This window comes from Algoriphagus sp. (genome assembly GCF_029254265.1).
Lineage (GTDB): Bacteria > Bacteroidota > Bacteroidia > Cytophagales > Cyclobacteriaceae > Algoriphagus.
In genome coordinates this window covers 39002-51988 of record NZ_JAQWXX010000094.1, presented here as the reverse complement: position 1 = coordinate 51988, position 12987 = coordinate 39002, and the positions used below count along the sequence as shown (strand labels likewise).

General features: G+C 39.1%; 10 protein-coding genes and 1 tRNA gene. 9 read left to right on the top strand and 2 right to left on the bottom strand.

Translation table 11 applies throughout. From position 1 onward, the window contains the following. Positions 1–3 precede the first annotated feature (3 nt). Together P8O16_RS14125 and P8O16_RS14120 are read left to right on the top strand one after the other, a co-directional pair. Positions 4–1371: a pyridoxal-phosphate dependent enzyme gene (locus P8O16_RS14125; RefSeq protein ID WP_300316086.1), complete on the top strand. Its 1368-nt coding sequence runs from the start codon at positions 4–6 to the stop codon at positions 1369–1371. A 9-nt stretch (positions 1372–1380) separates the two neighbouring features. Next, the gene (locus P8O16_RS14120; RefSeq protein WP_300316085.1) at positions 1381–2043 is read left to right on the top strand and encodes a hypothetical protein; all 663 of its coding nucleotides are present in this window, start codon (positions 1381–1383) and stop codon (positions 2041–2043) included. Here the strand turns inward: P8O16_RS14120 and P8O16_RS14115 are convergent. Then, complete coding sequence (locus P8O16_RS14115) at positions 2030–2758, bottom strand: lysophospholipid acyltransferase family protein (protein ID WP_367182815.1); 729 nt, start codon at positions 2756–2758, stop codon at positions 2030–2032. The genes P8O16_RS14120 and P8O16_RS14115 overlap by 14 nt on opposite strands. Positions 2759–3223: 465 nt before the next feature. On the opposite strand from P8O16_RS14115, the gene P8O16_RS14110 reads away from it, so the two are divergent. The 5 genes from P8O16_RS14110 to P8O16_RS14090 all read left to right on the top strand — a co-directional run bounded on the left by P8O16_RS14110 (position 3224) and on the right by P8O16_RS14090 (position 8079). After that, a complete protein-coding gene (locus P8O16_RS14110) occupies positions 3224–3436 on the top strand; it encodes a hypothetical protein (protein ID WP_300316084.1) in 213 nt (70 codons plus the stop codon). Then, a complete protein-coding gene (locus tag P8O16_RS14105; RefSeq protein WP_300316083.1) occupies positions 3433–4569 on the top strand; it encodes a DUF4221 family protein in 1137 nt (378 codons plus the stop codon). Before P8O16_RS14110 ends, P8O16_RS14105 begins: the two co-directional genes overlap by 4 nt. Continuing rightward, positions 4553–5308 (top strand): hypothetical protein, encoded by a 756-nt coding sequence (locus P8O16_RS14100; protein WP_300316082.1) that lies wholly within the window; start codon positions 4553–4555, stop codon positions 5306–5308. Before P8O16_RS14105 ends, P8O16_RS14100 begins: the two co-directional genes overlap by 17 nt. 146 nt (positions 5309–5454) lie before the next feature. Beyond that, the gene (gene rpsA, locus P8O16_RS14095) at positions 5455–7227 is read left to right on the top strand and encodes a 30S ribosomal protein S1 (RefSeq protein ID WP_300316081.1); all 1773 of its coding nucleotides are present in this window, start codon (positions 5455–5457) and stop codon (positions 7225–7227) included. A 255-nt stretch (positions 7228–7482) separates the two neighbouring features. Continuing rightward, positions 7483–8079, top strand: a complete 597-nt coding sequence (locus P8O16_RS14090) for an outer membrane beta-barrel protein (protein ID WP_300316080.1) — start codon at positions 7483–7485, stop codon at positions 8077–8079. A gap of 83 nt (positions 8080–8162) precedes the next feature. Here the strand turns inward: P8O16_RS14090 and P8O16_RS14085 are convergent. Then, positions 8163–8233, bottom strand: a tRNA-Cys gene (locus P8O16_RS14085). 364 nt (positions 8234–8597) lie between these two features. Here P8O16_RS14085 and P8O16_RS14080 point away from each other — a divergent pair. Together P8O16_RS14080 and P8O16_RS14075 are read left to right on the top strand one after the other, a co-directional pair. After that, positions 8598–9857: a c-type cytochrome gene (locus P8O16_RS14080; RefSeq protein WP_300316079.1), complete on the top strand. Its 1260-nt coding sequence runs from the start codon at positions 8598–8600 to the stop codon at positions 9855–9857. A gap of 36 nt (positions 9858–9893) precedes the next feature. Then, on the top strand, positions 9894–12977 hold the full coding sequence (locus P8O16_RS14075) for a TAT-variant-translocated molybdopterin oxidoreductase (protein WP_300316078.1): 3084 nt from the start codon (positions 9894–9896) through the stop codon (positions 12975–12977). Positions 12978–12987: the final 10 nt, after the last annotated feature.

Below are 12987 nucleotides of genomic sequence, written 5' to 3'. Positions count from 1 at the left end.
ACTATGATTTACAACTCCATTATCGAAACCATCGGAAATACCCCGATGATCCGTCTCAATAAACTCGCAAAAGACATCAAAGGCGAGGTATTGGTAAAAGTCGAATACTTCAACCCGGGTAATTCCATGAAAGATCGAATGGCGATCAAGATGGTAGAAGATGCAGAAAAAGCAGGATTGCTGAAGCCAGGTGGTACAATCATCGAAGGAACATCTGGAAACACCGGTATGGGTTTGGCACTAGCTGCTGTAGCGAAAGGGTATAAGTGTATTTTCACCATGGCTGATAAGCAGTCCAAGGAGAAAATTGACATTCTAAAAGCTGTGGGTGCAGAAGTGATTGTTTGCCCAACAAACGTTTCACCTGAAGATCCTAGATCTTACTATTCAGTTGCACGAAAACTGAATGCCGATATCCCGAATTCTTTTTATCCAAATCAGTATGATAACATGTCTAATACTGCGGCTCATTACGAGACCACAGGGCCTGAGATTTGGAATGATACGGATGGGAAAATCACACATTATGCAGCTGGAGTAGGCACTGGAGGATCTATGTGTGGAACGGCAATGTATTTGAAAGAACAAAACCCGAATGTGGTAACAGTTGGAATAGATACTTATGGGTCGGTTTTTAAGAAATATAAGGAAACGGGAATCTTTGATGAGAAGGAAGTTTATCCTTATCTGACTGAAGGTATCGGAGAAGATATTTTACCCAAGAATGTCAACTTCGATATGATAGATCATTTTGTCAAAGTAACAGATAAAGATGCTGCTGTGATGACGCGCCGCTTGGCCAAAGAAGAAGGCTTATTCGTAGGCTGGTCTTGTGGATCTGCTGTTCATGGAGCGTTGGAATGGGCTAAGGAGAACTTGAAATCCGGTGATCAGATGGTGATTATCCTTCCAGATCATGGAACCCGTTATTTGGGTAAAGTTTATAATGACGAATGGATGCGGAATCATGGATTCTTAGAAAATCGAACTTACTCTACAGCAAGAGATATTATTGCGCAGCGCAATGGAAGCTATGCCCTAGTTTCTACTCAGAAGTCTGATTCCGTGAAAGAAGCAATCGGCCTGATGAATAAAACCAGCGTATCCCAAATCCCTGTTTTGGAAAATGGAGAGGTCGTTGGGAGCTTGACTGATAATAAGCTGCTGGCTAGAATCATCGAAAACCCAACACTTAAGGATGCGCATGTATCTGATGTGATGGAAGATTCGATGAAATTCGTAGCTCTGGACAGTACCTTGGATGTGCTTTCCTCGATGGTGGAAAAGGAGAAAGCTGTCTTAGTCCGAGACGCTACCAACCAAGTGCATATCATTACCAAACATGATATTTTAGAAGCCTTTACCAAATAATCAACCAAAATGGATCCCCGGAAAATTCAACAAATCATCGACGCAGGAGTTGATTTTGATATTCAGGAAATTCTTCAAAAAGCCTGGGTCTTATTCAAGACCCGGGCTTCATTTCATATTGGTTTCATGTTTATTATTGGAGCTACTCAGGCATTCTTCGCCTATTACCTAGAGGATTTCGTTTCCATTTATTCTATCCTGTTGGCTCCGGCTTTGATTGCCGGATTTTATTTGGTAGCAAATCGCTTGAGTCAGGAAGAGTACGTGGATTTCCAAAACTACTTCGATGGGTTTAAGTATTGGCTACTTGTGGTTACTATCAATTTGATTAGTGGGATTTTGACAGTTTTGGGGATTTTTGCTCTTATAGTACCGGGAATATATTTGGCTGTGGGTTATATGTTTGCCATGCTTTTTGGGATTTTCGGAGGATTTGATTTTTGGACTTCCATGGAGATGAGCCGTAAACTGGTTACCACAAATTGGTGGAAGTTTTTTGGTTTCGTTTTGATTTTGTTGCTCCTTAATATTGCGGGTCTATTGGCATTTATTGTTGGAATTTTAATCACAGTGCCAGTTACCTATTTGGCGATTTATGTTCTTTTCGAACAATTGACTGAGGATGCTGTAGATGAATCACCAGAGGGTGAAAAAACGATTACTCATTTGTAAGAATCATTGCTTCAACTCTGTTTCTCACTTTTTCACAAAACTCACTTGCTGCAGTTTCAGATTGGATAGGAGGGCTCATAGCTTGGGAAAAATAGATTCGGACTTTTCCGGGACTTAGGAGAAGTGAGCCTCTTTTCATGATTTTGTCAGCACCGATGACTGCCATGGGAAGGACGGGAATTCTGGTCTCTATGGAAAGTCTAAATGCACCTTTCTGGAAAGGAAGTAAAGTTTCTTTGGTGTCGTTTCTAGTTCCCTCCGGAGCTACGACTATTGAGATTCCTTTTTTCAAAAAAACGATCAACCGTTCTACGCTTAGTCTTCTGGATTCTGTATCTCCACGATCTACCCAGACTGCAAGCTTCCCGACAATTGTCCCAAAAACCGGAATTTTGGAAAGTTCTTTTTTTCCAATGGCTCTTACTTTTTGAGGGATACAAAGCGGAATCATTGGCGCATCGATAAATGAACGATGATTGAAAATGTAAATGTAGGAGGTGATTTTAGCGATATGTTCTAGGCCATAAACTTCAAATCGAATACCTGATAGAGCGGCCCAGATTCCTGCCCAAAGTCGAATAAATACAAAGGAGATTTTGTCTCCTCGGTCGCTAATTAAAAGCGGGACGACAATAAAAAGTCCAAACACCAGCATTAGCAAGATAAAAAGTAAGCCAGAATACAGGGTATAAATCCATTGAAAAAATTTGATCATCAAGAATTTCAGTTAAATTTAGGTTCGTAAACAATCTTTCACTCTTTGCTTGCAAGGCCCTATCCTGATAAAATCGGGATCAGGGCTTTTTTATACCATTCAAACTAGAGATTAAATTAGTTTAAATGATTTAAACCGACAAAATAATTATACATCCATTTATATAAATAATAGTTATTTTTTTTTTTTTCGTCTTAGCTAATATTTAATAAAAAAATGAAAAAAAGAAAGATAACAATTCTAGCAAGTTTAAGCTTTGTAGTCCTTGCGTTCGCTTTTGAGACACGTCTTTCATATGCTGAATCAGGAGATAAAGCATGTGTTTATACAGTTGACACTCCTGATTCGATTCGCGTCGATTGCTTTGGTTCAGGGTCAGTCTGCAATTCGGTAGCTAACTGTCCAGCGCCACAAATTGGGTTTCTATAATATCTTTTATTTTGTTTACCTTTTAATTCTTAAATTATGAAAAAGAAAAAATTAATTATTTTGCCGGTTGTATCACTTGTTTTTGCTTTATCGTTTGGCTCTAATTCCTATGCCGATGAATGGCAAACAAAGGCATGCAGACTTACTGTTGTTGATGAAGATAATGCGACAATGGAATGTGTCAGCATGGGTACTGTGTGCAGCACGATTTTTGATTGTTTCGGCATTTTCAAACCGGGACTAGGGTGAGAGAAAATCTATTCACTGAGTTTAAATTGAAGGCAGCTATCGTTTTCTGTAGCTGCCTTCTTTCTTGCACCGATGCCCGAGAACATGGTGTAAAAACCACTTTTTTTGAGGTTGAGGAGAATTCAATTTTATTCGATACGTTAGCTTTAAAAATTGATTCTTTAACCGTAGTACCCGAGACCAGTCAATTGCTCAATGGCGATAGCACCTTGTTCTTTTTTAATAAATCACTTCTTTCTTTGGAGTTTTACGGGCTATACTCTAATGATTTTGAGCGGATACGTCTGGAACCTGAAGGCCCGAACGGCCTCGGTGGCGCCAAAGGGATTTATTTTTTTTCCAACGATACCATTGTGGCTTCATATGTAAATGAGCTAATTTTATTCAATAAGGAAGGTAGGGTTTACAATCGGATCAAACTAGAATTGGACGGCTTGGGATCGTTTCCTGATCTAATGGTACAGGGAACTAAACCTGTTCTTAAATTTGGGCACAAGTTAATCGTCGCATTGTTCCCTCACCTTGATCCTTCTAATAAATCACACCTAAAAAAATGGAAATCATTTGTAGAAATTGATTTAAAAACAGGCAAGGCCATAAGTTTCGGTGATCTTCCAGAGGAAATGATTAATGATGTTTACGGAATTAATTTCTTGAACTTTTCATTCGTCCGAAATGAACAAAATGAATTAATCATCTCATTTGCTCCATTGAACGACTTATTTAAAATTGATCTGGAAAGCACTGTAAGAGTGCTAGAACGAATCAATCTTCCTAACCCGAATTTTACTAGTGCTGATAAACTTCCTGACCCAAAAAATAATGATATGAGATATGTGATGTCACACTACTTGTTTCAACCTAGCTTTGATGCGATTTACTTTAATGGTAATAATTACCTAAGGATTCTTCAGAAGCCAATTTCCGAAGACGAATTTGAAAGCATGTCTTGGGCGAAACAAAAGACTTTAATCATGTATGATACTAACTTTAATGTGCTTTACGCTAAAGATTTGAATAGTAAATCCCTGAGTTACAATATGATTTTCCCTTTGGATCATGGATATGTCTCCAGAATTACTTCTAAAGATGATGACACTTTTAAATTTCTTTTTCTTGAGAAAGGCAATTAAAAATATTCTTTTCATTTCTCTTTTCGTGTCTTTTCTTTTTTCCTGTCAAAGGGAGAAAAAGGATGATAATACAGAAAAGCTAAATGCTTATTTAGAGTCAGTTTCAAGGCGTGATTCTAAAGTTTTGTCTAAGGTTTTGGTAGTGCCGGTAGATAAGGGCTGTGGGTTTTGTGTGAATAAAATCATAGAGTTTTTAAAGGTTTTTAATGTGCCAGATGAAACGGCTATAATCTTGACTGGATCGAATGATACTCTGGTGGGTAATTTTATTTCTGAGAATGGGTTATCTGACTTTGATAGTTTGTTAAAAGACGGACAGAATTTTTTCTTCTTGAATCAATTAAGCTTTCTCACTCCTGTTCTTTATCAAAAGAATGGTGGTAGTTGGTCGAGTCTTGATTTGGTTCCAATTAATGTTGAAAAAAGCTTATTTAACCTTTTTTTTTCCAAAAACTCGAATCCGTTAGTCGATACTTTTTACACTTTAAAAGTAAGCGGTAAAATAGCAGATGTAGATTCAGTGAAATCTCAATTTTCTGTTCGCTTATCTTCTGTTCAAGGTTTTGGAGTAGATTCAACTTTCACTGTCAGTCATGGCATGAGGCAAGTGTTTGGAAGAAATCTTAGTGAAGGGGTGATCCTACAAAAAGATGCGCAATCCTTTTTTTACTATACCTATGTCTTGAACGATAGCATGTCGGCAGTGGCCACACGAAACATGCCTCAATTTAATCGCTAACAATTCATTTTTTTGTTTTAAAACCTTACCTTTGCAGTCCGTTCGGGTGAATGGGGTGAATTGGTCCCGGCTAATTCATTGATTTACAACTAAAAAACAACAGTCTGATGACCCTGAGACTGTTGGTAATTCAGGGTTAAAATTATATGTCTAACAAAGCAGAATTTAACTGGGAAGATTTCGAAACCAAAGGTTTTGGCGAGGGATATTCCAAAGCGCAACGCGAGCAGATGGCAGCAATGTACGAAGGCACGCTAAGCGAAATCACTGAAAAGGAAGTCATCAAAGGTACCGTTGTAGGTGTTAATGACAAAGACGTGATCATCAATATCGGATTTAAATCTGATGGATTGGTTCCGTTGAGTGAATTTAGAGATCTAGAGTCTATTAAGCCAGGTGATACTGTAGAAGTATTCATCGAAGAGCAGGAAAACTCATTGGGTCAGTTGATCCTTTCCCGTAAGAAGGCTAAGATCGTACGTGCATGGCAGGACATCGAAGATGCGCTTGAGAATGATAACGTGATTGAAGGTTTGGTGAAAAGAAGAACTAAGGGTGGTTTGATCGTAGATATCTACGGTGTAGAAGCATTCTTGCCAGGTTCTCAGATCGACGTGAAGCCTATCCGTGATTTCGATATCTATGTAGGTAAGAAAATGGAAGTGAAAGTGGTTAAAATCAACCACGCAAATGATAACGTTGTTGTTTCTCATAAGATCTTGATTGAGAAGGATCTAGAGAAGCAAAAAGCAGAAATCCTAAACAACCTAGAGAAAGGTCAGGTATTGGAAGGTGTGATCAAAAACATGACCAACTTCGGTGTATTCATCGATCTAGGTGGTGTAGATGGTCTTCTTCACATTACAGATATCTCTTGGGGACGTATCAATCATCCGGAAGAAGTATTGCAACTTGATCAGAAAGTTCAGATTGTGGTACTTGATTTTGATGACGACAAGAGAAGAATTTCTTTGGGTATGAAGCAGCTTTCTGCTCATCCTTGGGATTCTTTGGCAGCAAGCCTAGAAGTAGGTAGCAGAGTGAAAGGTAAGATTGTAAACGTAGCTGATTACGGTGCATTCCTTGAACTAGCTCCTGGTGTAGAAGGCTTGATCCACGTATCTGAAATGAGCTGGTCTCAGCATTTGAGAAACCCTGCCGACTTTGTGAAAGTTGGTGATGAGGTTGAAGCAGTAGTATTGACTTTGGATAAGGATGATCGTAAGATGTCTCTTGGAATCAAGCAATTGACTGAAGATCCTTGGACTAAGCAGGATATGAACACTAAATATGCGGTAGGTACTAAGCATAAAGGTGTGGTAAGAAACTTGACCAACTTCGGTCTTTTCCTTGAGTTGGAAGAGGGAATCGATGGTTTGGTTCACGTATCTGACTTGTCTTGGACTAAGAAAATCAAACACCCATCTGAGTTTGTGAAGGTAGGAGATGAGCTAGAAGTAGCTGTTCTTGAACTTGATGTAGACAACAGAAGACTTGCTCTTGGACACAAGCAATTGGAAGAAAACCCTTGGGATACTTTTGAATCTGTATTCCCAGTAGGATCTGTTCATAAGTGTACTGTCAATTCTAAGAATGACAAAGGTGCAGTTCTTGAACTTCCTTATGGACTTGAAGGATTTGCGACTATCAAAAATCTAGAGAAAGAAGATGGTTCTCAGGTTGAAGTTGGTGAGTCATTAGACTTCAAAGTGACTGAGTTCTCCAAAGATGATAAGCGAATCGTTCTTTCTCACACAGCGATGTTCAAGGAAGATGCGAAGCCTGCGAAGAAAGCTCCTAAAAAGAAGGAAGATTCTTCTGATTCAGGTTCTTCTTCTTCAGCGCCTGCTGAGAAGTCTACCCTAGGTGACTTGGATGCTCTTGCAGAATTGAAAGAGAAAATGGAAGGAAAGAAGTAATTCTTAAATTCTTAAAATAGAAACACCGGCTGAATATTCAGTCGGTGTTTTTTTTGTGCTAAGATTTTTGAGTTCAGGGCACTGATTTTTTTCGGCTTGGAGCGAATTCTTGGGGAAAAAGAATGTGACTAATAATTTTTAAATCAATAATTTTAACAATATCTTTTTCGTTCAAAATGATAGAGAGAAACACCTTTTTTAATTCTTAAAAATATAATACAACAAAGATCTATTCAACTTTCCATTCATTGTACTATGAAAAAAATAATTGTTCTAGTTTGTATACTCGGAGTACATTTTGGAGTTTTTGCCCAGTCATCTCTTGAAGTCAAAGGGTATTTTGGGATATCCAGTACTCAATTGGCAAGAAAAGCAGAAATCGTGGGAGTAGGGGGTGTTGAAATGAATACACTAAATGAGTTCGGTTTTTTACTTTCGAAAAGTATCAGTGAAAAGTTTAGATTAACTGGAGGAGTTGGATATTCCTTTGGTGAAGTCAGATTTCAGCCTCCTTTTTGTTCTAACTGTGGAGAGGAATATAATTTAGGCCAAATTTCTAATTTCAGAATGTTGTCCTTTCCCATCTATGCAGAATATACACTAGGGAGGTACTTTTATGCTGCAGCAGGACCAATCATTGATTTAGAACTCTCAAATAAGGAAACTTATTCCGATCAAAGTGGCATTGGGTATTTAATTGGTTTAGGAGCAAGATGGAAAGCTGAAAAGTTCACTTTTTCCATTTTCCCGAATTATAAAAGGCATGGTATGATTCCTTTTGATAATTCTTCAAAATTTAAACACGTTCTTCAGGAAATAGGGGTTCAGGTAGGAGTCAGGTACAGCTTCTAGCATAATTCCTACCCATTGATTCTATATTCATTCAAACCTCTTGAAAAAATAAAGCATCCCGATTTCGGGATGCTTTTTTGTTGAGGTCGAGAGCGGATTCGAACCGCTGTACAAGGTTTTGCAGACCTCTGCCTAGCCACTCGGCCACTCGACCAATCTGAATTGGAATGCAAATGTAGGTAATATCTCTATTCCTCCAAAAAAGCAATGAGATATTTTAAGTTCCTAATAAATTTTGAAACTATCCAATCCTTCAAAGTAGGTTTGAGAAAACTCTTTAAGGTTGATTTTCAGTAGTGTACGGATTTAAAGCAAAATAAGCACTATTTATAATCGTTCTAAATTAAAAATATCTCCTTTTTACTGCCCTAATATGCTGGAAATCAATTTTATATATTTTCAATTGAGACAGGTTACAAACTGTCACAACAAACGAAACCATGTTTGAAAAATTGGCTTCGGGTAGTACCTTTGCAAGGGTTATAGAAAACCATTTAAACTATTTAATTAGCTAAAATATGTTATCCAAACGCTCGTTAGTAGGGGTTCGATTGAATTTCCACACACTGGCAGTGCTATTTTTCCTCTTGATCGGAACGCAAGCTTTTGCAGCGGATCCGTCTGTGGCAAATAGTGACGAAGCAGTAGCAGCAGGTAAGACTGTGTTTAATGCCAACTGTAAGCAATGTCATAAGCTGGATCAAAAGTATACTGGTCCTGCCTTGAGAGGTGCTACAGATCGACAATCAGTTGAGCTTGTCAAAAAATTCATAAAAAATTCTGGTGCTGTCATTGCTTCAGGAGATGCCTATTATGCTGGGCTCTACAAGGAATACAATAATTTGGCAATGCCATCTCATGAGTTTTTGTCTGACGATGACCTGAACAATCTACTCGCCTATATAGAATATGGTGATGTGGTAGATCCAGCGGCAGCTGTTGCCACAGCAGGAGCTGATGGAGCTGTGGCTACAGGCGGAGGAATCCCAAGTGAGTATTTGACGGGGATCGTTGTGGTCTTGGTTTTGGTACTTCTTTTAATTCTTATTGTACTTGGATTAATAATCTCAGTCCTTACCAAATATTTGAATAAGCAAGAACTTGACGAGACAGACAAAGAATTTGTCTCGCAGAAGTTTGAGTTTGGAAAAATTCTTCGAAGTGATGGTTTTATCATTATTGTGACTGCTTTAGTAGTAGCGATGGTTGCCAAAACAGCGATTGATGGTCTTTATTCTGTTGGTGTGCAGCAAGGATATGCACCAACTCAGCCGATCGCTTACTCGCACGCATTGCATGCAGGTACTTTAGAGATTGCTTGTCAATACTGTCATACTGGAGTTGAGATCGGAAAATCCGCAAACATCCCTTCTGCAAACATTTGTATGAACTGTCATACACATATTCAGAATTTGGAAGGAAAAGAGGGTGTATCTCCAGAGATCCAGAAGATTTATGATGCAGTAGATAATAATAAACCAATTGAGTGGGTACGAGTACATAACCTTCCTGATTTGGCTTACTTTAATCACTCTCAGCACGTGAAAGTAGGTGGTATTGAATGTCAAACTTGTCACGGTCCAATCCAGGAGATGGAAGTTGTTGGGCAGCACAGTTCATTGACCATGGGATGGTGTATAGATTGTCACAGACAAACTGAAATTGCTACGGCTGGAAATGCCTATTACGATAAGTTGGTTCAACTTCACTCTGATTCTAAGGATGCTCTTAAAGTGAAAGACATCGGGGGTTTAGAGTGTGCTAAGTGCCACTATTAATTCATCATTCTATTTGAAAATTCATTCTAGATTATAATGAAGGAAACTAAAAAAACATACTGGAAAGGACTTGAGCAGCTCAATAACGATCCAGAGTTTGTAAAGAACGCTGACAAGGAATTTGTCGAGCTTCCGTCGAGTTTGAGTGAGGATGGAGGTTCTTCCAGAAGAGACTTCTTGAAAGTAATGGGATTCAGCTTAGCAGCAGCATCTCTTGCAGCATGCGAGGCTCCGGTGCGAAAAGCGATTCCTTATGTGAATAAACCGGTTGATATCAACCCATCTATTCCTAATTACTATGCTTCTACCTTTTCTACAGGTGGCGATTATGCTTCCATCGTAGTAAAGACAAGAGAAGGTCGTCCAATTAAAATCGATGGTAACGCGCTTTCGCCTGTTAATAAAGGAAAAGTAAATGCAATTGTAGAGGGATCAATTTTATCTCTATATGATAAGGAGCGTTTAGCTGGACCTTATATCAATGGTGAGAAAACTGATTGGGCTACTCTTGATGCGCAAGTGAAATCTAAATTGGCTTCTTCTGGAGCTGTGAAGATCGTATCAAACACAATTTTATCTCCTTCTACGCTTCAGGCTCTTCAGCTTTTTGGTGAGTCCTTTGGAGGTGCAGAATTGATTCAATATGACCCGATTTCAAACTTTGGAATCAAATCAGCTGCTGAGACTTTTTACGGTACAGCTGTTATTCCTTCATACTCTTTTGACAAAGCAAAGACAATCGTTTCTTTCGGAGCGGATTTCCTAGGTACTTGGATTTCACCAATTGAATTTGCAGGTCAATACGCAAAAACTCGTAAGATTAGCAAAGAGCGTCCTGAAATGTCCAGGCATTATCAGTTCGAGTCTAACCTGTCCATGACAGGAGCAAACGCAGATTACAGAACACCAATCAAAGCTTCTCAAAGTGGATTGGCGATTTTAGCTTTATATAATGCAATTGCCAAGAAAGCAGGAGCAGCTGCGGTTTCAGCGCCAGCTGTGGAGATTGCTCATCTTGACAAAGCAGCGAATGATCTTTGGGCCAGTAAAGAGGCCTCATTGGTAGTTTCAGGTTCCAATGATCCAAATGTACAGGTTGTTGTCAATGCAATAAACGAGATGCTTGGCGCTAATGGTACTACAGTTGATTTTGCAAATCCTGTTCACTTCAGAAAAGGAGATGATTCTAGAATGAATCAGTTCGTTAATGAATTGAAAGGCGGTCAAGTTGGAGCAGTAATCTTCTACAATTGTAACCCGGTTTATGACTTTTCACGTGGTGCTGAGGTTGCTGAAGGGATTGCAAAAGCTAAAGTGAGTATTGCTACCAATGGTACAATGGATGAAACAGCATCATTGGTACAGATGGTAGCTCCTGATCACCATTATTTGGAATCATGGAATGATTTCGAACCGAAGCGAGGGCATTTCTCATTGTCCCAACCTACGATTTCTCCATTATTTGATACAAGACAGGCTCAGGAGTCATTCCTTGTTTGGGCTGGATCTACCACAAATTATTACGATTTTCTTCAATCTGTTTGGGAAAATGAAGTTTTCACATTAGTGGAGACTGGTAATAACTTCCAAGAGTTCTGGGACACTACTTTATATAATGGTGTTTTGGCAATTGATTCGCCAGCATCCGCTCCAACACCTATCTCTGATGCAAGTGCAGCAGCAGCTGTCGTAGCAAAGACCTATGCGGCATCAAATGCAGGTGTTGAATTGGTTATTTATTCGAAAGTTGGAATCGGAAATGGTATTTACGCCAACATTCCTTGGCTACAGGAAATGCCAGATCCAATTACGAAGGCAACTTGGGATAACTACTTAACTGTTTCACAAAAATGGGCTTCTGAAAATGGAGTGACCATGTTTGAAGAAAATACAGGTAAGGCATCCATTACTGTAAATGGTAAGTCATTAATCGTTCCGATTATGATCCAACCAGGTCAGGCAGATGGTACTTTTGGTTTGGCTCTAGGGTATGGAAGAACAAAAGCTGGAAGAGTTGCGAATGGAGTAGGTGTAAATGCTTACGAATTATTAGACGCTTCTAAAGGCTTTGTAAATTTTGATATTACTTCAGGTGTAGAAGTTTCTGTCACAGAGGACAAATATAAAATTGCAAGAACTCAAACTCACCAAACCTTCATGGGACGTGAAAACGTCATCCAAGAAGCTACTTTGGGAGAATACAAAGAAAATGCGGGAGCAGGAAGATATCATCCTGAAATCTACAAGGATGGTGAATTCATCAAGCCCTCTAAAATATCACTTTGGAAAGGTCATCAATATAGCCAGCACCATTGGGGCCTTGCTATCGATATGAATTCTTGTATCGGTTGTAGTGCATGTTCTGTTGCTTGTCAAGTTGAAAACAACGTGGCAGTAGTAGGTAAGCAGGAAGTATTAAATAGAAGAGAAATGGCATGGATCAGAATTGACCGCTATTATTCTTCAGATGCTCCTGCTGATGATTTAAGAGGAATGGAAATCGCTGCAGATAATCCTGAGGTGACTTTTCAACCAATGATGTGTCAGCAATGTAACAACGCTCCTTGTGAGACTGTATGTCCAGTTGCTGCAACTACCCACTCTTCAGAGGGCCTAAATCAGATGACTTACAACAGATGTATTGGTACAAGATATTGTGCAAACAACTGTCCGTATAAAGTGCGTCGATTCAATTGGTTCAAATACCATGATAATAAAGACTTCGCTGGTGTCAATGTGGCTCAGAACGATGACTTGGGTAAAATGGTGTTGAATCCAGATGTGACTGTACGAGTAAGAGGTGTAATGGAGAAATGCTCCATGTGTGTGCAGCGTATTCAAGCTGGTAAACTGACAGCCAAGCGCGAAAAGCGAAAAGTACAAGATGGTGAAATCAACGTGGCTTGTGCCGTGGCTTGTCCAACAGACGCTTTGGTTTTTGGTGATATGAATGATCCAAATAGCCAAGTTTCTAAACTTCTTAAGATTGAGGATAACAGCACCTCTGCCTTGAAAGAAGTGGGAGAAGAAAGAGCATACCATGTATTGGAAGAGATCAACGTTAGTCCAAACGTTTGGTACTTTACCAAAATCAGAAATAAAGACAAAAACGAAGCGTAATCTTAATTTT